We start from the raw sequence: 20,386 nt of genomic DNA on the forward strand, positions 1-20,386 counted from the left end.
CACTAAACTATGACTATGCAGACGAATATCGACGATTCTACCGCTGGCGAGGAAGAGGCCAGAATATCGACGCGCGTCGTTATGCAGCAGCCGTCTCTTGCGAAGTACCGGGTGCCCGTCTTTCGCGAATTGGCAGGGCGCGATGGAATTGATTTCGAGCTGCTCTATGGCGACCTCGATGGAATCCCCAACGTAGCAGCAGAAGGGTTTCGTTCGGAGCTCGTCCCTCTCGGACAGTACCGAGTGTTGGGCACGGAACTGCTTTGGCATACCGCGCAGGGTAGCGCTGTCAGTCGAAAGCGGGCTGATGTTGCGATTCTTGTCTGGAATGTGCGCTACTTGAGTCTAGTGCCGGCGCTGCTCAAGGCAAAATTTTCCGGTGTGAAAACTATCCTGTGGGGGCATGCCTACTCTAAGCAAGAATCGCCAGTGAGGAAGTTCATTCGCCAGCGGGTTGCGCAATTGGCCGATGCCCTCCTGTTCTACAATCAGCAAGCGGCCACCCAGTTTCGCTCCGAAGGCTGGCCCGAAGAGCGGATGTTCGTTGCGCTAAATAGTCTCGATCAAGCGCCCATCATAAAAGCGAAGGCCCACTGGGCTGCGCAACCCGAGCAGCTCGAAGAATTTAGGCTGCAACACGGCCTCGCTGAAGGTCCCGTCCTACTGTACGTCTCGCGTTTCGATCCCGCAAACCGAGCCGACCTGCTCATTGCTGCGACCGCTCAATTGCAGAAAGAGTTTCCTAGCCTACGGGTTGTCCTGATCGGAAAGGAGAATGAAGAACGCCGCCGACTTGAGGAATTAGTTCGTCAAGCCGGTTTGGAGCAGCACGTTCAGTTCCCTGGAGCGATCTATGACGAACAGTTAGTTGCCCCTTGGTTCCTGTCGGCCGATGCTTTCTGCTACCCTGCTAATATCGGGCTCAGTCTGTTGCACGCTATGGGATATGGACTTCCTGTGGTCACCGGCGACGATATCGCCAGTCACAACCCGGAGATTGAAGCCCTGCAGGATGGTGTCAACGGGTTGCTGTTTCAACACGGCAGCGTAGATTCACTCACGGATTCATTGAGTCGCATTTTTTCAGAGCCGGAACTTCGTCACAGCATGTCCATCAATGCTGAAAAGACCATTGCAGAGAAATTTAACTTGGAAACGATGGTCGATGGCATGGCTGCTGCTGTGCGGTATTGTCGATCGTTAGCGGACTGACTCCTTGCTGGACGGTTCGAAACGCTTCCACTCCTCCCAAAGCAGTCGGAGTCCTCAAAGCAGATGTTGCCGCAATTCGTAGTCATCGGTGCTCAAAAGGCGGGCTCAACGTTCCTACTCGAGTGCCTGGAAGAGCACCCAGAGATTTTTATGCCGCCCTACGAGGTGGCTTTTTTCGATGGCGAGCTTTACGATCCAGCCAACCTGGGGAAATTCGAACGGCACTTTCAATCCGCCCAGCCAGGACAGCTGATCGGGATGAAGCGACCCAACTTGCTCGGCTTAGCGGATTGCCCGGAGAGGTTGCATCGACATTTCCCGGATGCCAAGCTGATTGCCATCTTGAGACATCCCATCGATCGCGCCGTGTCTGCTTATTTTCACTATATGAAGACAGGCTTCCTGCCAATTGTCCCCGTGGAGACCGGCTTGGCGAAGATTCTTGCAGGGGAGTACGACCAGTACCCACGCGCCGCAGAAGTGCTGACATTCGGACTCTATGCCAAACACCTAGCAGCTTACGATCAGTGCTTTCAACCTGAACAGATGCAAGTCATTCTTCTCGACGAAGTGAAACGCGACGCTCAGGGTGTGCTTTCTAGGCTCTATGAGTTCCTCCACGTGCGGAGCGATTTTCAGCCGACTTCTCAGCGCAGGCGGCCCATGGCAGCGAGCTATTCGCTCACTCGCCTGAAACTTTGGGAGAGTGTTGACCGCTGGCTTCGAGTCAGCCTGCATGGTGGTTCATTTTTTGAACGCCGCTCTGGCCTGCTCGCCAAGCTGGCCTATCGGACGAACGTCCTGATCGATCGGACCCTCTGGGCGAAGCTATTTCCGGCTAAGGCCCCCCAATTGTCTAGCGAATTGCGGGAAAAGCTTAAAGACTACTATCGAGCGGATGTCCGGCGACTTGAAAAACGACTAGGGACAAAAATACCGGCCTGGGACGATTCTAACGATTATGAAAAGCCTCTTGGAACCGACGCCAGTGCTGAAAGCTCAATTAACTAGGCTATAATCTAGGGGTTAGCCTAGATTCTGCCTGTTGCTAGCAACCCGCAGGATGCTCCGCTCTGAAATTTACTAAACCAAATGGTTGTCGTTGAACGCGACAAGAATCGAGTAGGTATACGATGCCCCCTGAAAAATTACTTATTCTCTTCAGCTGGATACTCATCGCAGTACTGGGGCTGGCGATTCTGGTTCCTTACATACGTCGTCGCAGCGACTTGATCACTGCGAAGAATATTTTCTTGTTGGGTTCGATCAACTTCGTCGGCATTGCTGGGTTGGTTTCAGGCTATTCTAGTGAGAAGTTCAAGATACTTGAGTATGAACGCTCCGATTACATGCTGTTCATGTGCGGTGCGATTGTTTTCTTTGTCACGATGTTTGCGTCCTACCATTTAATTAAGTTCCCCAAAAGACTTGCGGGAAAGTATTTTCGAAAGTGGCCAAGCGCCTCAGGCACGACCCTCTTCGTCATGCTAGGCATCGCGTTGCTCATGGGATTGGTTTCTGCATTCCCTCCGAACATTGTTGGCATTAGCTCAAGCATCGTACACATTGGCAACAAAGGAACCTCGTTCGCGATGGCGCTCGCTTTCGTAGCATGGTATCGGCAGAAAAAAAACCCGATCCTGATTGCTGGCCTGCTGGCTGTGTTGCTGTTCTCCATGCTTCTGGCTATTCGTGGCGGTGGCGGTCGACGCAGCTTTGTTGCAGTTCTGGCCGCAATCCCCATTTGCTTGTACTGGCTTAGCCTGCGATACCGAAAACCGAAACTCACTCTAAGCGTGATTGCAGGGATTGGCGTCCTAGGTTTCCTAGCGCTGTCCGCCTACACGGTGGTTCGTCACTTCGACCGCCGTGGTGATAAGACCGAGCGTACGTTTGCGTCTTCGTTCGAAGCGATCAAGTTGATTCCGTCCAAGCTGTTCAACTCCGACGTCGATGCCATGCTGGGGCAGAATGCTGTGCAGGTCTCCCTGACTGCAATTCACCTCTATCGTGATGCTTACCGACCTGAGCCCTTTCACACCGTCTATTTTGTCCTTTCCAACCCCATTCCGCGCGCTCTCTGGGAGAATAAGCCTGTAGGACTTGGCTATTCATTGCCCAAGAAAACCACGGCAAGGACCAGGGCAACCTGGGGTCCCGGCATTGTAGGGCATGGATTTCACGAAGGCGGACTTCACATGCTGGTATTCTATGGGTTGCTAGTCGGCGTAAGTCTAAGGTTCTTCGACGAATTGCTCGTTCGGCAGGCTGGCAATCCTTATATTTTGGGTATGCTTACGGCCATGAGTGGCCATCTCATTGGCTGGACGCGAGGTGACATTGGTACCTTCACACTGCAGATCATATTGTCTGCCATTGCCGGATTGCTTATCGCCTTCGTAGGTCGGCTGATCACCGGTACAGGTCTAGAGTACCCACGAGCCAACTGGCAACTAGCCGCTCCACGTCGACGGCGCTCGGTCTCGTTAGATGTCTAGGTCGTAAAGCGGGTGTATGCCGTGGCTAAACTGGCTTTGATCTCAGGAGGCAGGGGCACTCTAGGCGCTGCCTTCGCAAAGCAATTGCTTAGTCTTGGAGAGTGGCGAGTTGTACTCGCTGACAACGACCCCCCTAAGGCTCAAGCAATGCTCGCGCGACTCGATGTCCGATCGGGCCAAGGCTGCGAAGTTCGTGCTCTGAACGTCTCCCGCATTGAGGAGTGGTCCGAGCTGATTCGATTGCTACAACGCGAAAACCCGAAGATCGATCTCTTGGTTAACAGCGCAGGAGTCGCTTCCGGCGGAGAAGTTCACGAAGTCCCGCCAGAGGAATTTCAGCGAGTCATGCAGATCAACTACTTCGGCACGCTCTATGGTTGCCAAGCCGTCGTGCCTTGGATGAAGAGCTCCGGCAGCGGACACATCGTAAATGTGGCGTCTATTACGGGTTTCTTGTCCCCGCCAGCCACGGCGGCATATGCCAGTTCCAAAGCAGCCGTCATTGCTCTGAGTGAATCGCTTTACGCCGAATTGCGGCCACACGGAATCGGTGTTACGGTAAGCGTGCCGGGGTTCTTTCCTTCTCCATTGGTCGAGCGGGGTACTTTCTCTGAAGAGTCGCTCCGGCAGGAGGCTCAGAGCTATGCCGATCGCGCAACTCTTACCGCAGACGAGGTGGCTGAAGCAACGCTTCGAGCCGTAGATCGCAAGCAGCTTTACGCAGTTTCAGGTAGTCGCGCCCGTTGGTACTGGCGACTCAAGCGCCTCGCCCCACAGTGGCTGGCAAACAGGTTGAGCAAAAAACTTAGCTCCATAAACTAATAGGGCTCGGTAAGTTAACAGGATTCAATGGCCCGAGTACTAATGCATCTCGGCTCAGATCAACCCTCACTCCTACTCCCCAATTCCCACCATGCTCCACTTGCAATCTGAAACTGATGCCCGCTGGTTTGACCAGGTTGATGCACATCTCGACGAAGTGCTAATCGATCACGCCCACTGTGAGAAAAAGGCAGCCGGCACGGCGCTGAACCTTATCTTCCACTACGTGGAAAATCGTGATCTGTGCAGGGAGATGACGGAGATCGTCAACGAAGAGCTAGAGCACTTTCACATGGTGCTCGACCTACTGGAGAAACGTGGAATCGCTTTTCGTCGGCTCAAGCCCAGCCAGTACGGCCGCAAGCTCAACGATCTCGTCAGCAAGCAAGAGCCACAGCGGGCGGTAGATCGGTTGCTGGTAGCCGGCTTGATTGAAGCACGCAGCTGCGAGCGCTTCCACGCGCTTGCTCAGCATGTAGAAGATGCCGAGCTGTCGGAATTCTACGCCAGCCTGTTCGAATCGGAAGCACGACATCATTCGACTTACACCCGGCTAGCCAAACACTTCGCATCCGAGGAGCAGGTCATGTCGCGTCTCGACGAACTAGCGGCACTCGAAGCCCAGGTCATCGCAATAGGCGAACCGCTGGCGCGCATGCACAGCTAAGGAGCGTGTGACTCGGCTGTGAGCACACTTCGACCCGCTTCTCCTTACGCTTTACGATTTTTTTTCAAGCCGGCCGATCAGAGTCGCTAGACGGTCAGGTCGTTGCATGAACTTTCTCTTTGCCAGGAGGGGTGGCTTTAGCAACTTGAGAGGGCCGCGGAAGTAACTATAGGCCCCCGTCCCCTCGATGAACGAACACTTCGGTGGAAGAAACCCGTGTTGTTCGGCGCAAGCTGCCACTTGCTGCGGAGAGTTAAAGAGAAACTGTAGGGGGTAATGATACTCTTCGACCTGTTGTTTTCCGCGAACCAGTCTGAGCACCACCTCATCTATGCGTAGCCGATGCATGGCCCAACTCATCCAGGGCACGAAGCTGCGCGCATTGGGGGTCGCAAACAGATAGACTCCGCCAGGCTTCAAGCAACGCTCCAAGGCCGTCAAGAAAGCCGCCGGCTTCTCGACATGTTCCATAACCATGCTTGAGTAGGCTACGTCGAACTGATTCTCAGGAAGCTGTGCGGTTTCCATGAGCGCGTGCTGGAAATTATCGAATAGTCCTTCCACGGGGTGGATCGCATCGTCAGGCTCGATCCCCCAGTACGCTCCGCCTTGCTCGACTCCCAGGTGTTCCCGAACTGCCCACTGGAAATCGACATCTCTACCGATGCCACATCCACAGCCGACATCCAGGACTTGACTGCCTTCGGGGTTGGCTCGGCGCTGCATTTCCTCGACGATTAAGTTGCTCAGCACGCGGCCATACGACGAGACGTTTAAGAAGTTGTACCCCGCTTGCAATTGGCTGAACCCAATCGCATCATGCGCCGCCCTTGGCTCAAGGACGCCCTTGGGAGCTGGCTGTGTAGGATTGTTGTCATCGGAACTAGTCATCATTCATCGAATATAACGAGTGCGGGCAATTCAAGATACCGGCTGTGGCCCGAGGGGTGCAGCGACTACCATCCCATACCGCCCCTATGTCGCGAGACCGGACTCAGGGAGGCAACTGCTTTCGAGATCCAAACGCATTGCTAGCCTCTCGCAGCCCATTACTCTTCGATCATCGCCGTAGGCGAGCCCCTAGCACGCATGCACAGTTAACACGCACTTCTGCTGTTTTATCGTGGCATTTCTTCACAGCGCAAAAACAGAGGGAGAGCCCAGCACGCTGGGATCCCCCCTACTGATTTCGTTCCAATAAACTATTGGTATGTTTAGGCGTCTTCTTCGTCGTTATCGACGGGAACGGGGGTTTCGGTGGTCTCGACGACCGTCTTTGGTGCCGTACCGCGAGCCAGCTCGTACGCTAGAAAGATGCCACCAGCCATCGAGATGAATGGCCACATCGAATCTTTGTTTAGCGACTTGGGGGCACCGATGTTGCCGGTTTGTGCCGTGCCGCTGTCACGTTTTTGGGCGACTACCTCTTCAACGGGTTCTTCTGCCGCCGCTTCGGTGGTTTCCTCTTCGGTGTCGTTCTTTGCCGGGGCGGATGCTGCTTTGGCGGGCTGCGCGGCACTAGCGGCCTTGCTGGTCATCACTTCTTGTGCAATCACGTCACTTCCATAAATTGCACCAGCTGCAATTAAGCCAGCGATCGCGCCGCGTGCGTAACTTGCAGTTTTAGGAGGAGCACTGTCGGTCTTCATGACGCCTAGGCCTACGAGGATTCCCGTGATAATCGGAAACCAAATCGCCTGGCTCTCCATGCCGACTCGAATGCCAAGGTAAATGCCTATAGCTATAGCTGCACCAACGATTGCACCCACAAGGGTTCGCCCTAAATTCATCGCTGCGTCCTTCGGGAGATTGCTCCCAGTTGAAGAAATTCAGTTGAAGAAATTCAGATTAGATTCAGATTGCCGCAATCGGCGTGCTCGTGTCCTGCTTTTTGGTCCCTTCAGTCTACACAGGCAGCGTCCGCTCGGTCAATCAGTTCACGGGCTCGTCCGGGGCTTTGTAACGGGTTACAATTGCCATTACGTCTCCCAATCCTCAATCTTGCCCATCAATTACCAATGAAAATAGCAGTCATCGCCGGCGACGGCATCGGACCTGAAGTGGTCGGCGCCAGCCTAGAAGTTCTCAAAACAGTTGCCGCAGCCAACAATTTGAGCTACACAACTACCGATTTCCCTTTCTCAGCCAAGCATTTTCTCGACTCGGGTCATATTCTCGACGATGCGGATGTCGCGAAGCTCAAGGAATTCGACGCAATCCTGCTAGGTGCTGTCGGGGGGCTGCCCAACGACCCTCGTCTCGCCGGTGGGGTCATCGAAAAGGGGATCCTACTCAAGCTGCGGTTTGATCTCGACCAGTACATCAACCTTCGCCCAGTGACGCTCTATCCGGGCATCGATACCCCACTGAAGGACAAGACCAGCGAACATATCAACTTCGTTTGTGTGCGCGAGAATACCGAGGACCTCTATTGCGGCCTAGGCGGCATCGTTCGCAAAGGCACGCCCCAGGAGGTCGCCAATCAAACGATGGTGGCCACACGTTTCGGCGCGGAGCGATGCATTCGCTACGCCTTCGAACTGGCTCGCACGCGCTCTCGCAAGCATCTAACCCTAGTACACAAGACCAACGTACTCAATTTCGCCGGCGACACGTGGCATCGCGCTTTCGAGGAAGTAGCCGAGGAGTACTCCGATATCGAAACTGGCTACCACCATGTGGATGCGTGTTGCATGTTTATGGTTGCCCAACCGGAGGTGTACGACACAATCGTAGTGCCCAACATGTTCGGTGACATCATCACCGATCTAGGTGCAGCCATCGCCGGTGGTATGGGGATCGCCAGTAGCGGCAACCTGAACCCCGGTGGCACCGCACCAAGCATGTTCGAACCGGTCCACGGTAGCGCGCCCGATATCGCTGGTCAGAATCTCGCAAACCCTATCGCCACGATCGATTCACTCGGTTTGTTGCTGCGAGAAACGGGCCGCATCAAAGGCAATGCTGCGGCAGTCAAATGTGGCGAACAGATCGGTGCCGCCGTTAAAAAGGTCACGCCGAAATTCGCAGGGAAGAGTCTGGACCGTAGTGGTTTTGGAACCGACGAAATTGGGCGCATGGTGAGCGACGCGCTGTAGGGTTCGCTATGCGGACCATGAAGCACCTTGACGCCATCAGTTTTTGCATGTGTGAACTGCTTCAGTAGACTCCCCAGAGAAGGAACTTCCGCTGACTGTCTCACCAACCATCGGTAAAGTCGCTTGCTTGCCGCAATTTCTGTACGAGCGCTGCGCGCAGAGCGATGAGCCTGCCCTCACGACTATCGCCAAGGGCAAGCTTCACAGCTACAGTTGGCAGCAAGTGGCCGAGGACGTGTTGCGATGGACTGCGGCGCTCACAGAACTTGGATTCGGGCGCGGCCAGCGGGTGGCCTTGATCGGGTCGAACTCCTACCATTGGATTTTGGCCGATCTGTCGTTACAGCTTTGTGGAGCGGTCAGTGTGCCATTGCATACTTCGCTTTCGATCGAGCAGATTGTGGGGCGCATTGAACACGCGCAAGTTAGTTTGATCCTAGCCGACTCGCCCCGCGTCACGTCGGAGATTGGCGAAGAAACGAGTATCGAGAACTTCACTTTTGAGGAGATGCACACGAGAGCAGGGCAGGGCACGGTCGACACGAGCCATGTTTCGCAATGGATTGAGCATTCCGATCGCGAAGCCTTAACCACGATTCTCTATACGTCTGGCACTTCGGGTGAGCCGCGCGGCGTTATGCTTTCCCACCAGAATCTGGTGAGCAATGCGGTCGCAGTGAGCGACGCGGTTGCCTCAGCTGAGTTGGAGACGCGGCTAGCGTTCTTGCCGTTCTCACATATTTATGCTCGTACGTGCGATCTCGGCAGCTGGTTGTATCGCGGCACGCACCTCGTGCTAGCCGAATCGCGTGACACGATTCTCCGCGACTGCCTACTCGTCAAACCGACGACGCTCAATGGCGTTCCCTACTTCTATCAGAAGGTCGCCGATGGATTGCGTGTACCGAGCACCTCTGGCACGCCTGGCCGTAGTGCTACGCACAGCCGGGGTTCGCATCTCGATCAAAAATTGCCTCCTGAGCAAGACTTAAGAGCGGTTTTCGGTGGTAGCATCCGGCGACTCAGCTGTGGCGGCGCTGGCGTAGCCCCTGAGATTGAGCAGTTCTTCAGTGATCGCGGCCTGCCGATTCACTCGGGTTACGGACTCACTGAAGCCTCGCCTGTGATTACCGCCACACCAAGCGATGGATACGTGCCCGGTACCGTTGGTCGCCCGATCCCTGGAGTCGAGGTCCGCTTGGCCGACGATGGCGAGATTCTTGTTCGCTCGCCCGGCGTCATGATGGGCTACTGGCAGGATAAGGCTGCCACGAGCGAAGCGATCCAAGACGGCTGGCTCCACACTGGCGATCTGGGGCAATGGCGCGACGAGAACCTGCGCATCAGTGGTCGCAAGAAGGAGATTATCGTCCTTACCACGGGAAAAAAGATCGCTCCCACGAGCATCGAGCAGAGGCTGACCGGCTCGCCAGTCATAGAACAAGCGTGCGTGTTTGGCACCGGCCAGAAGTACGTTACGGCAATCATTGTTCCCAATCCGGATCGGCTCAAGGAAGAAATTCGCCGCCAGCGCCTGTGGGTGTGGTCAAAGCACCGCGCAGTCACTCACCCAAAGATACACGCTTGGTTCCGTGAGGAAATCGAACGCTGCCTCACTAGCGTCGCCCATCACGAAAAGATCGCTCGCTTTGCAATTATCCCGCGAGGCTTCTCCCAAGAGTTGGGCGAAATGACACCCAAGTTGAGCCTGCGTAGGCAGACCATCGAGGAGAATTTCCAAAAAGAGATTGAAGCAATGTATAAATAAAATCTGCCTACACACTTCAAAGAATAACCACAAAGAACACAAAGAGCACGAAGATACTTAGGCTTAGTGAGTTTGTGAACCAACTAACTTTGTGTCCTTTGTGCTCTTTGTGGCTAACTAATTAACGGATGAACCATGTCAAAAACCAAAGCACTCTACACCGATTACCCTTGGGCCGACGCCGATATCGAGCGTGAGCGTCTGGCCGAACTCGACTGCGAACTCATCATCTCGCCCGACAATCACGAGGAAACGCTCATCGAGCTAGCGCCCGGTTGCCATGTGATTCTCACGTGTTGGGCCCCCGTGACGGAGCGAGTTATCGAAGCGGCCGCAGATTGCAGGCACATTGCTCGCACAGGCATTGGGCTCGATAACATCGACGTCGCCGCTGCGTCTGCGCGGGGCATTCTTGTCACGAACGTGCCCGATTACTGCAATCTCGAAGTGGCTGAGCAAACCATCGGTTCGATCTTCACGCTTGCGCGGTACCTGCACGGCTATCACCTCGCTACCAAGTCGGGCGAGTACAATCTAGTGAAGGGGCTGCCCGTCACGCGTGTTGAAGGCAAGACGCTAGGCGTGGTTGGGCTGGGGCGGATTGGTTCGCTCGTAGCTCAGAAGGCGTTGGCGCTCGGTATGAAAGTGGTAGGAACGAACCGTTCGCAGCAGTGTCCCGTGGGAGTCCAATGGCTGCCCTTGGAGGAACTGCTTTCTGTTAGCGATTACGTATCGTTGCACACACCGCTGACAGACGACACGCAGCATCTTATCGATGAATCGGCGTTAGCTCAGATGAAACCGACGGCGGCACTGATTAACACCTCGCGCGGTGGGCTGATCGATCATACTGCGCTGGCCAGCGCGTTGGACGAAAACCGGCTTGCTGGGGCAGCGCTTGACGTGCAAGATCCCGAGCCGCCCAATCTGGCCGAGCCCCCCTGGAATCATCCACGGGTGATCGTAACGCCGCATATCGCCTTTCTTTCGCCTGAGTCTGTTCGAGAACTCCGTACTCGAGTTGCCCAGCAGATGGCCGACTTCCTCAATGGCAAGCAGCCGGAGAACATCGTGAACCCCGAGGTGCTATCGACTGACTGAGCTGATCGCCAATACCTGAGCTGCACGGTGACTACTGCCTCGCCGCGGCTGATCGCGATAATCGTTACCAACCGAACTGTTCCCCGGGTTGCTTTGACTAGCTCTTGATAGTGACCTACATATTGTTGGACTACTCTTCTCTACAGTATGGGTTCATCCAACTTAGGCTGCCGCAACGCGGTGCCAAGAAGCTGGCTGGACGTGGCAGAGGCATGGAAGACACTCAGGACAACCCGAACCTCAGCAGCGAGCGATCAGCTTCTATCGCTGCCAAACTGCGCGCCATTCGCGAGCAAACCGACCGCGGTTTGCAGGACTACGCGCGTCAGCTGGAAGAAGTTGATCAAGAAGTCAATCGACGCGTCGAAGAATTCATCGCCAGCTACGAAGCCAAGGCTTCAGAGGATGCCAAATCAAAGGAGGATAGCGCTGCCCAACTCGCAGCGGCAACTGCTGAGTACGAAGCCAAGTTGGCGGAATTCGAATGCAGCATTGCCACGTTGCAGGAGAGCTTCGATGCTCAGCTGGCAATTCGAAACGAGCAGGCAGAGCTAGACGCAAAAACCATCGAGACGCTCCAGTCGGAGATAGAAGCTCGCCAAGAGGGAGAGCGTACTGAGTCCACGACGACTGCCGAGCTTGAACAACGTATTAAGAAACTCGATCAGCAACTTCTATTACAACGCGAACAGTATGAAGCACTTGCAGGTGCCGCGTGTGAAACGTGTGAGCAGACGAGCCAGACGTTGGCAGAGGCAGAAAGCTCACTCATAGAGCTGCGCGCAGAGAGAGACACGCTGCAGACAGAGAACGAGACACTACTCGACCTCGTCGAAGCTCTCGAGGCGAAAGAGTTAGAACTCAACGGAGATCTTGGTAGCTCTGAAGCAAAGCGAGAAAAACTGGTCGAGTCGCTAGAGACTGCGAAGTCGCAAGTCGCCGAATTGCGGGAAGCAGCTCATTCATTGGACGAACTGGAGCCTCTGCAGCAGAAGTTCGATCTAGCTCTCGCGGACGTGCAGAAGATCAAACGAGAGAACGCCGACTTGCGTGAGGAACTGGCGCTGCGGCCTGAGGTTAACGATCAAGAGTCAGCCGATCTGATTGCAGCCCGCAGTGAGTGCGACCGTTTGGTGGAACGCATAGCACAACTAGAACAGCAAACCGGCCCGATAGGGGGGGATGACCTACAAGAAGAACTGGTCGAGCTACAACAACGCTTCGAACGCTCCGTCGAAGATGTACGGCAATACAAACAAGAATCAGCTGATTTGCGTGAAGAGCTCAACCAGCTGCGCATCACCTCGCCGCAGGTCGAAGCTGAAGCAGCCGCTGCTGGTGGATTCGACTGGCAAGCTCAGAAGGCTCGACTCATCGCCCAACTCGACGAAGAAGCGGCCGAATCGGAACCAACCGAAGCGCGTCGTGCCGAGCGAGCATCCCTGCAGGGAACGATTCGTATGACGGACGAAGTCATTGCAGAAAAGGATCGCGAAATTGCGGAGCTGGTTGAGAAGTTGAAACAGGGTGGCGTCGATATGGCGCTATCCGCCGTGAAGAAAGAAATTCTCGACAGTAACGAATTAGTCCAAGAAGAAGTCGAGCGGCTTAAAAAACTGCAGGGAGAGTGGGAGGACAAAGTTCGCAAGTCGGAACTCGAGTTTTCCGTGGAACGCGCAAAACTCGCTCGCGAGCGTTCGAAAATGGAAAACCAGATCTCGAACATCTCTAGTGAGGTTGCTGACAAACCAAGCCAAACAGAAGGCGATTCAGAAGTGCAGCCCAAACGCCGCTGGCTGGCCGCCTTGGGGCTGCGTGAAGATGGGGATTCGGGCGAGGACTGACCCAAAAACACTAGCCTCGGGTGCAGCCATCCATCTTTCAAAAAGCGACGCTCGTGTGTGCGGTTCACTTCACCGCTTCGCCGTCGAGCGCATAGATTGCCAGGTGAGACCCGTTCACAGGGTCCATGAACTCCTGGAAGCGGAAAGTCCCTTCCACGGCAATGGGCCGCGTGGAGAACTTGGCCGTCTTGCCGTCCTTCATGGTCACCAGAATGCAATCGAATAATGCCGCTCCGGGCCCAAAGCAACACTCCAAGTTGTCTCGCATCAGCACGAACTCCGTGAGGCCCTCACTGCGAGGCGTCGGCAGCATGTAGCCGCGAATCCGAATTCGCCCACCAAACAGTGCTTCAATCTCCGGAGTGAACAGCGAGCGCTTGAATGGGTCGGTCTTCTCCATTTCAAATTTAATATCGTCGAACGTTTTATCCTGAATGCGAGTTGAGCGGGCTACTTGAGATTTCGGTTTGGCTTTGTCTAACTCACTAACGGGAGATTCATCTTCTGCGGTAGCCTCTGTCGTAGAGTATGAAGGCTGCTCGCCAGAAGAGTCGCTACAGCCAGCAAGCATTGGCGAAGCGATAAGAAGCATCCAGAGTGTAGTCCGCAGGTGCGTCATTCTACGTGCTCAGCTTCAATGGAAAATACGGGGTAGCCGGGCCCACGCGTAGAGTTATGTGGCAGCACATGTAGTGTGCCGTGTACGCGGAACATGCCACGCGAATATTCCACGCCCTTTTTGTCTTTCACATTGACCGCCAACTGGTCGTAGTATTTTACCTTGCTCGCGTCGCCGTAGCAGCACTCGTTATTGTCTCGCACCAAGAGAAACTCCTTCACTCCTTTGGAAACAGCAATCGAGTCGGGCCGCATGAATCCCTTGATAAAAACCGGCTTGCCGTCGAGTTCTTCGATGTCATCTGGCACGGGATCGCCCAGATTCAGTTCATTTTGATCAGGGGCAAACTCGTAAAAGGAGGTCCTCTCGTAGCCTTCGCGTACTTCGGTGACGTGGACATAACTAGCGTAGCCCAATCCTCCGGCAAGGCTGATGACTCCTAGAATAATGCCAAGCATGGCAATGCCTCGCCCACTCAGTGCCTCTGGTTGAGATCGGATGCGAAACCAAGAACGTAATCCAACCGCCAGTGCCAAGATTGGCAACGGAGTAATCTTTAAGGCAGAGTCAAAAGAATTGCTTCCAGCTAGGAAAATAAGCGTGGACAGTGCTCCCAAAATGCCAGCCGCTACCGCGCCGGTGCTCAACGCACGGTAGTCGAACTCATCGCGTTCGAACGAAGTGTCGGGAATGGACTCAATCGTGGACATGATTCTTGTTTTCAGGATTCTCGGTGACAGATTCTAAGCTTGGTTTTCTGGGCGGGGACTTCTCGGGTCGGAGCCTCGCAGCAACACGGCAAAGATCCCAAACATCACGAGCCCTGCCAGCACTGCCACACCAATCATGGCTAAGCGACTGGGCACAGACACGGGGGCTAGCTCTGCGTCGGGTACGACCATGTCCGCGCCAGCTGTCGTCTTGTTCGGATTGACGCTCAGCGACGTACCGGCATCTACCCCGGGCCCTGTTTCTACGGCTTGATCGACTGTCGTGTTCAACTTTGCGGTCGAAGTCGTGTCAGCGGCAGAATCCGTCGCTGTGTCGTCAGTGACTTCAGCGTCGATTTCCTCATCGGCTGGGCGGTTTTTGGCGCGGCTCAGTGAGCCTAGTGCGCTGGAATGCAGGGGCAGCATGATACGGCGCATGGTATCGGGATCGAGCTCTTTGAACTCTTCGATGGCTGCTCGTGCTCGCTTGCCAACCTCTCCCGGTTGCTCTGCGGCGACTACTAAGTACGAACCGACAGGCATGCGGATGAAGGCATTCTCATCCGACTCACGAAACATGCTGACAAGGCGATCCATAATCTCCCAATCTTCCCAGCGCGTGAGGTCTGTGACCACTTGGTCCGCAAACTTGGGGTGATCCAGTGCAAGCCGCATGGTTTCCAGTAACTTCTCGCGCGGCAGTACGTCGGTCTCTTCGCCGTGGAAACGCAATGCCATCACCGCCATGTGGAGGTGCGTGTAGGACACATTCTGATTGCTGAAGAACCGTTCGTTCACCAGTTCCAATCCAGCAGGCCCTTTGAGCTTCAGATAGCAAGCGATCAACGCATCGAGGCATTCCTTCCGCCGGCGATCTTCAGCTCGCACCAAAGTATCAAGCATGCCTGCACCGACGGACGATCCCACTGACAGTGCGGCAATTGTCGAGCCGACGCCCGGCTTGATATCCTGGTAATCGAAGTTCAGCAGCTTCTCCAGCATTGCCACATCTTCGGGGCCGCCGCACACGCCGAGCATCGTTAGGTATAACCGGCGGCTGGAAGGGCCTACGTCCGGTGAATTGATCCAGTCCAATAGACGCGAGCGATCCATGCTGCCGGAGAAAGCGACAATTGTTTCGTAAGGCGCTCGCGCAAATTCGTCGTAGGCATCTTGAGCGAGGAGCGGATCTTCATGCTCGAAGTAGTTTTGGAAAAAATCCAGCCGCTCAGGGCCTTCCTCGGGCACAGACTCCAACTTCTTCACATACTTCACTGCCGCTTCGGACAATGGCAGCGGTGTGCCCCATTCCACTTGTGCGCCGGTAATCGGCTCGTCCTCACCCAGCGGCAGACTGAAACTGGTGATCATGAATCGCTTCTCGGGTGCCGCTTCGCCAAAGTACACAAGCTTCACGCGATCCCCTGCAGCGGCCGATGTGCCACGCAGCGATTCCTCCACAGCAAACACGGCAAAATCATCTTCGCCTGAAGACAGCTCGCCGACCTCTAGTTCTGGCATCGGGGTCTCTAGCCGGGCAATGACGGCGGCATCTGCCTCGTCTAATTCCTCGCTAAGCGTCTGCATCGGGGTCGTGCAGAAAGGGCACGCCCACGCGATTGATGGCAGCAGCATTAGGGTAATGGCTAGAAATGATCGCATGACTCTACTCGCTGAAAAACTCTAGTTCGCTGATTGAAAACAGGATTCCACTCGCTCAATTCTACCAAAAGAGGCTATCGCCCGCCGCTGAGAGTTTTGGCTACATCGGTGCGATAGGCGGTCAAAGCGGGTAGAAAACCGACCAAAGCAGCGAAAACCAGCAGCCCCGGCACAAGTAGCCACTCTTCAGGGCTCGTCTGCCAGGGAGCCACCATAACGCCGGTGTAACGTTCCACAATGGGGCTCGCCACAGCCAGAATACCGTGTCCCAGTAGCATGCCCGCGATACCGCCCAGCAGTGCCAGCAGCACGGACTCGAACAACACAATCAGCATTACTGCCGAGCGCTTCGCCCCCAGGGCACGCATGACGGCAATATCGTGACTGCGCTCGCTCATCGAATTGTAGATACTCACCAGAATGCTAATGCCGGCCACAACCACGATCATGATGGTCAGCACCAGCAGGATCATGCGCATGGGCGCGAGAAATCCATCGGCCAATTGCGCAACCACTCCGCGCGGCGCAACAACCTGCACCGTGCGATCGATACCCTTATTGATTTGCCGATCGATCTCACCCGCGTAGAAGGGGCTTTTGCAAAGGACTAGGATCGAAGTGACCTCGCGCTGCGCGCGAGGCAAAGGCTTTGTGCCATCGGCGGCCAGTGGTAACGGCTTCTCGGTGGTACTTGTAGCGGTTTTCGGGAGTTCATAACCCTCCGAAGGAGCAAATACTAGCTGGTCGTTGGAAGTACCGGTCGGCCCGAGTACGGCCAAAACGCTACTGCGCGCTTCGCCTTCCGCTTTCGAGGGCAACTTGTCTCCCACATTCAGGCCACTCCCAGAGGCGACTTTCGACCCGAGCACCACGGGCCGCTGTACTGCCGTTTTTGCAGAGAGCGCGTGACCTTCCTGCAGGTAGAAACCTTCCATGTTGATGAACATGGCCCGGTCGTTGGCCGTGCCTGTGGGAGCGAGCACCCCGACGACGGTGAATTTGTCGTGATCCCCCTGGTCGCTACTAATGCCATGGGCCGGGCGGAATTTGTCGCCTACGCCGAGGCCTGTCTTATAGGCAGCAACACTGCCCAAGACGGCCTCGTAATAGTTCTCTCGTTGGAAGTTCTCGCCTTCGGCAAATTCGTACTGCTTGTCTGCTGCGTAGGAAATTTTACTAAACATGTCAGGCGTGGTAGCCACAACACGCAGGCGAGTGCCGTCGTTTGCTTCGTAGCTATCGCCTAAGCAGATCGGGATCGCCGCTTCCGTGTAGGGGGCGTACTCGCCGCCATCGACGAACTTCTCGTAATAGCTATACGAAACTGGGTACAGCGGCGTGCCCAAATGGAACACCGTGCTGAGCACCACTTCAAACTTGCTGCCCTTCCCTCCCCCGACGATGACGTGATAGCCCTGCGCATCGTTGGTAAGCTGGTTCACCACCACTCCGTGAATGACCAGCACCAGAATCATCAGCGCTACGCCTAGCGCCATGGAAAAGGCTGTGAGCGTAGAGGCAAGAGCTCGCTGTTGGAGGTTTCGCCAGGCGATCTTCCAGAAACTCATGCGACCACCCCACTGCTTTTTGAAACACGATTGATCGCTTCGAGTTCTTCGACACGTTCGAATTGGTCAGCCACCTCAGGTGTGTGCGTTACTAGTAGCAAGGCGACTTCCTCCTGCTGGCACGATTCACGTAGCAAATCGACCACCTGTTGCTGATGGGCAGGATCGATGTTGGCCGTCGGTTCGTCGGCCAAGAGCAAGACGGGTCGATTGACCAGCGCCCGCGCGACGGCTACGCGTTGTTGTTCACCCACTGAAAGTGAACTCGGCTTGTGCGTGAGCCGATGATTCAGCCCCACTTGCTCTAGCAAAGTGGCAGCACGCTGGGGGTCGGCCTTCTGCTTGGTGAAGGTCATCCCCAGCAGCACGTTTTCTAATGCGGTGAATGCTGGTAGCAAATTGAAGGTTTGGAAGACGAAGCCAATGTGCTGGGCGCGAAAGCGATCGCGTGTTGCCTCAGGCAGGCCCACCAAGTCGCGCCCATTGATCTCGATGCGTCCTGAATCGACCGTCGTCAGCCCGGCGATACAATTCAGCAACGTGGTCTTCCCGCCGCCGCTCCGTCCGCGCAGGACGACCTGCTCGCCGCGATCCACAGCCAGGCGGGGGACATCTAAAATATCCAGCCGGCTGCCGTCGGGTTCGGCGTAGGACTTGCGGACGTCTTCAAGTAGGAGCATCGGTGGAAATATAGGGTTGGGAGCCACTGCTGGCTTGCCCAGCACTGTTTTAGCAAGCTAGGTATGATAGCGGGACGGGCAGAGGGGCAACAGGCGAGCCATGCAAGAAGAATAGGACGCGTTCATCTGCGTCCTATTCTGAATTCTTGGAACTTACTCTGGGGGCAAACCTTACAATTCTACGCACACCTTCTTACAAAGTTCGCATGTGGCCAGATTCCTCCGGTGAATAGGCCAAATGTCGTAAGTCCAATGAGGGAAGGAGGTTTTGCTAATCGGCCACCCCTGCGAGGCTCCTTTGGCACCCGATTCGCATTAGTTCTCAGCAACGATCAAAACGAGAGCCGCCTGCCCTGCCCGTCCGAGCAAGGTACCCCAACAAGGCATAATCGCTCTGCCAGCCGTCACGGCAACTGATCAATTCACCATCGCCTCCCCGCGATGGTTCGCCCCCCGCGAAGAGGGCCGACGAGGAACCCGCACCTCGCCGGCCCTCTTTTTTTGGCTAGTGTAAAATCTCGACCTCATAAGTAGGGTAGGCCTCGCCTCATGGTACGCCTCGCGAAGTTGCGGTGGGCAATAAAAAAAAATAGCCTCCAAGGAAAGGCTCCTTGGAGGCAGCAGGTACTGCATCAAGTTGTTACTCAGGAAGACTAAGCCTGGAGTTTTTGCAGGGAGTCCACCAGCGACTTCGCTTCTTCGATGCTACCAACCTGTTGCACAAACTTTTGTGCGTGAAGTAGTCCGGAGAAGCTTACCCTGTCGTTGGTTGCCGCGCTGGCTGCCTTAGCCTTTGTAGCACGCGTTACCTTCGCTGGTTTCTTATTGCCCCCCTTCATCTTGCTAATAACCGTACTCACTTGAGCAGGGGCAACTTTGATCCCCTTCTTGGCAAGTGCGCGACTAATATCGGTTGGTCCGACTTTCGGATTAGCCTTTGCGAACTCGCGGATGGCAGCGCTCTTGTTCACTTTCTTCTTTGCCGTAGTCTTTTTGGCAGCTTTCTTCGTGGCAGTTCTTGCCATTACAAACCCCTCAATCAATCAAAGTATATGGTACAGATGCATCAGAGTGATGCCTCTCTATATGATATAAGCATATTGTTGCTAGCTATACTTCGGCAAGAGGCATTACTCTTGAAATCGAATGTACTAAATACCGCCTCCGCAAATAGACAATCAATTATGGCGATTTATATACCGTTTACAAATCTTGCTATACTGCTGAGGAGATAATGTCTCATTAGACGCTCTTGAGGCCGCCCTGCATGCGAAGCATATTTATCGACCGCGAGTCTCTTGTCGGCAAGTCGTTGCCCATGATACTGACTCTCTTGCCTTGGCTATTGGGAGTTGCCCCGTTTGTTGCCTATTCCCAGGCTGCGGCGGGCACGACGCAGGTGGCGTTGTTTACCGGCTTTCTTGCTGGTGCGAATGCCGGGATGGACAATCTGAACGCGACACTCGCGGCTTCGAATATACCGAACTACGACGGAATGGTTTTCGACTGGGATCGAAAGGAAGAAGCCTTTGATTGGATCAACATGGCTACCGCTGGCCGGTCGACGCTCGTTATCGTTGGCCACAGTTTCGGTGGCAACAGTACCCTGCAACTAGCCAATAATTTCCTAAAAGATGTCGGAATCGATGTTGATTTAACGATCCAGGTCGACTCGGTGGAAAACTTTCACGGCGGCTGGAACAACTTGCTGCCCAGCAATGTCGATGTCGGTCACAACTACTACCAGAATTCCACCGGCTTCTTTGAGCCTCAGGGAGAAGACTTTGTCCAAAGGGCAACGAATGTTAATGCTGAGGTATTGTTCAGCGACACTTCGATAACCCATACGTCCTTGGATAACGATCTACGCTTGTATGATGAGATTGAGCTGAGGATATTGGATAACATGAATTCAACGAGCGGAGACTTCAACTTCGATGACAACGTCGACGGCTTAGATTTTCTAAGCTGGCAGCGGAATCCTAGTATAGGATTATTAAGCGATTGGGAGGAGAACTACGGCCTAGCATCGCCGCTGGTGGTTAATACTGCGACGGTGCCAGAGCCTGCGATCTTCGCGCTCGCGCTGACCGCAAGTAGCCTCATGCTAAGCAGACGGTATACTGCTTGAGTACCA

Annotated in this window: 18 protein-coding genes; 10 read left to right on the forward strand and 8 right to left on the reverse strand. The window is 54.9% G+C overall.

Going from position 1 to position 20,386, the window contains the following annotated elements:
• Positions 1 to 9: 9 nt before the first annotated feature.
• The 5 genes from HG15A2_RS03750 to miaE all read left to right on the forward strand — a co-directional run bounded on the left by HG15A2_RS03750 (position 10) and on the right by miaE (position 5,199).
• Complete coding sequence (locus HG15A2_RS03750) at positions 10 to 1,212, forward strand: glycosyltransferase family 4 protein (protein ID WP_145057979.1); 1,203 nt, start codon at positions 10 to 12, stop codon at positions 1,210 to 1,212.
• Between the two features lie 63 nt (positions 1,213 to 1,275).
• On the forward strand, positions 1,276 to 2,223 hold the full coding sequence (locus HG15A2_RS03755; protein WP_145057981.1) for a sulfotransferase family protein: 948 nt from the start codon (positions 1,276 to 1,278) through the stop codon (positions 2,221 to 2,223).
• Between the two features lie 122 nt (positions 2,224 to 2,345).
• Positions 2,346 to 3,710 carry a hypothetical protein gene (locus HG15A2_RS03760; protein ID WP_145057983.1) on the forward strand — a complete coding sequence of 455 codons (1,365 nt, stop codon included), beginning with the start codon at positions 2,346 to 2,348 and terminating at the stop codon, positions 3,708 to 3,710.
• A 21-nt stretch (positions 3,711 to 3,731) separates the two neighbouring features.
• Complete coding sequence (locus HG15A2_RS03765; protein WP_218932306.1) at positions 3,732 to 4,532, forward strand: SDR family NAD(P)-dependent oxidoreductase; 801 nt, start codon at positions 3,732 to 3,734, stop codon at positions 4,530 to 4,532.
• Between the two features lie 91 nt (positions 4,533 to 4,623).
• Positions 4,624 to 5,199 carry a tRNA-(ms[2]io[6]A)-hydroxylase gene (gene miaE, locus HG15A2_RS03770; RefSeq protein WP_145057987.1) on the forward strand — a complete coding sequence of 192 codons (576 nt, stop codon included), beginning with the start codon at positions 4,624 to 4,626 and terminating at the stop codon, positions 5,197 to 5,199.
• A gap of 51 nt (positions 5,200 to 5,250) precedes the next feature.
• On the opposite strand, the gene HG15A2_RS03775 is transcribed toward miaE, so the two are convergent.
• Both HG15A2_RS03775 and HG15A2_RS03780 read right to left on the reverse strand, forming a co-directional pair.
• Positions 5,251 to 6,093, reverse strand: a complete 843-nt coding sequence (locus HG15A2_RS03775; protein WP_145057989.1) for a class I SAM-dependent methyltransferase — start codon at positions 6,091 to 6,093, stop codon at positions 5,251 to 5,253.
• A 320-nt stretch (positions 6,094 to 6,413) separates the two neighbouring features.
• Entirely contained in the window at positions 6,414 to 6,989 is a 576-nt protein-coding gene (locus HG15A2_RS03780) for a hypothetical protein (RefSeq protein ID WP_145057991.1), read from the reverse strand.
• A 228-nt stretch (positions 6,990 to 7,217) separates the two neighbouring features.
• Between HG15A2_RS03780 and HG15A2_RS03785 the strand changes: the two genes are divergently transcribed.
• The 4 genes from HG15A2_RS03785 (at position 7,218) to HG15A2_RS03800 (ending at position 13,010) form a co-directional block, all read left to right on the forward strand.
• Complete coding sequence (locus HG15A2_RS03785) at positions 7,218 to 8,297, forward strand: 3-isopropylmalate dehydrogenase (protein WP_145057993.1); 1,080 nt, start codon at positions 7,218 to 7,220, stop codon at positions 8,295 to 8,297.
• Positions 8,298 to 8,424: 127 nt separating this feature from the next.
• On the forward strand, positions 8,425 to 10,065 hold the full coding sequence (locus HG15A2_RS03790) for an AMP-dependent synthetase/ligase (RefSeq protein ID WP_218932307.1): 1,641 nt from the start codon (positions 8,425 to 8,427) through the stop codon (positions 10,063 to 10,065).
• Positions 10,066 to 10,200: 135 nt separating this feature from the next.
• The gene (locus tag HG15A2_RS03795) at positions 10,201 to 11,166 is read left to right on the forward strand and encodes a C-terminal binding protein (RefSeq protein ID WP_145057997.1); all 966 of its coding nucleotides are present in this window, start codon (positions 10,201 to 10,203) and stop codon (positions 11,164 to 11,166) included.
• A gap of 212 nt (positions 11,167 to 11,378) precedes the next feature.
• A complete protein-coding gene (locus HG15A2_RS03800; protein ID WP_145057999.1) occupies positions 11,379 to 13,010 on the forward strand; it encodes a coiled-coil domain-containing protein in 1,632 nt (543 codons plus the stop codon).
• Positions 13,011 to 13,074: 64 nt separating this feature from the next.
• Here the strand turns inward: HG15A2_RS03800 and HG15A2_RS03805 are convergent, their stop codons facing one another.
• From HG15A2_RS03805 to HG15A2_RS03830, 6 genes are all read right to left on the reverse strand, one after another.
• Entirely contained in the window at positions 13,075 to 13,602 is a 528-nt protein-coding gene (locus HG15A2_RS03805; protein ID WP_218932308.1) for a DUF3299 domain-containing protein, read from the reverse strand.
• Between the two features lie 23 nt (positions 13,603 to 13,625).
• Positions 13,626 to 14,339: a hypothetical protein gene (locus tag HG15A2_RS03810; RefSeq protein WP_145058003.1), complete on the reverse strand. Its 714-nt coding sequence runs from the start codon at positions 14,337 to 14,339 to the stop codon at positions 13,626 to 13,628.
• Between the two features lie 33 nt (positions 14,340 to 14,372).
• Entirely contained in the window at positions 14,373 to 16,001 is a 1,629-nt protein-coding gene (locus tag HG15A2_RS03815) for a hypothetical protein (protein ID WP_145058005.1), read from the reverse strand.
• A 74-nt stretch (positions 16,002 to 16,075) separates the two neighbouring features.
• Positions 16,076 to 17,569, reverse strand: a complete 1,494-nt coding sequence (locus HG15A2_RS03820; RefSeq protein WP_145058007.1) for an ABC transporter permease — start codon at positions 17,567 to 17,569, stop codon at positions 16,076 to 16,078.
• A complete protein-coding gene (locus HG15A2_RS03825; protein WP_145058009.1) occupies positions 17,566 to 18,249 on the reverse strand; it encodes an ABC transporter ATP-binding protein in 684 nt (227 codons plus the stop codon). The genes HG15A2_RS03820 and HG15A2_RS03825 overlap by 4 nt, the downstream gene beginning before the upstream one ends.
• Positions 18,250 to 18,902: 653 nt before the next feature.
• Positions 18,903 to 19,274 carry a hypothetical protein gene (locus HG15A2_RS03830; RefSeq protein WP_145058011.1) on the reverse strand — a complete coding sequence of 124 codons (372 nt, stop codon included), beginning with the start codon at positions 19,272 to 19,274 and terminating at the stop codon, positions 18,903 to 18,905.
• 242 nt (positions 19,275 to 19,516) lie between these two features.
• Between HG15A2_RS03830 and HG15A2_RS03835 the strand changes: the two genes are divergently transcribed.
• Positions 19,517 to 20,380 (forward strand): hypothetical protein, encoded by an 864-nt coding sequence (locus HG15A2_RS03835; protein WP_145058013.1) that lies wholly within the window; start codon positions 19,517 to 19,519, stop codon positions 20,378 to 20,380.
• The last annotated feature ends 6 nt before the right edge of the window (positions 20,381 to 20,386 follow it).

Origin of the sequence: Adhaeretor mobilis (assembly GCF_007741515.1) — a bacterium.
Lineage (GTDB): Bacteria > Planctomycetota > Planctomycetia > Pirellulales > Lacipirellulaceae > Adhaeretor > Adhaeretor mobilis.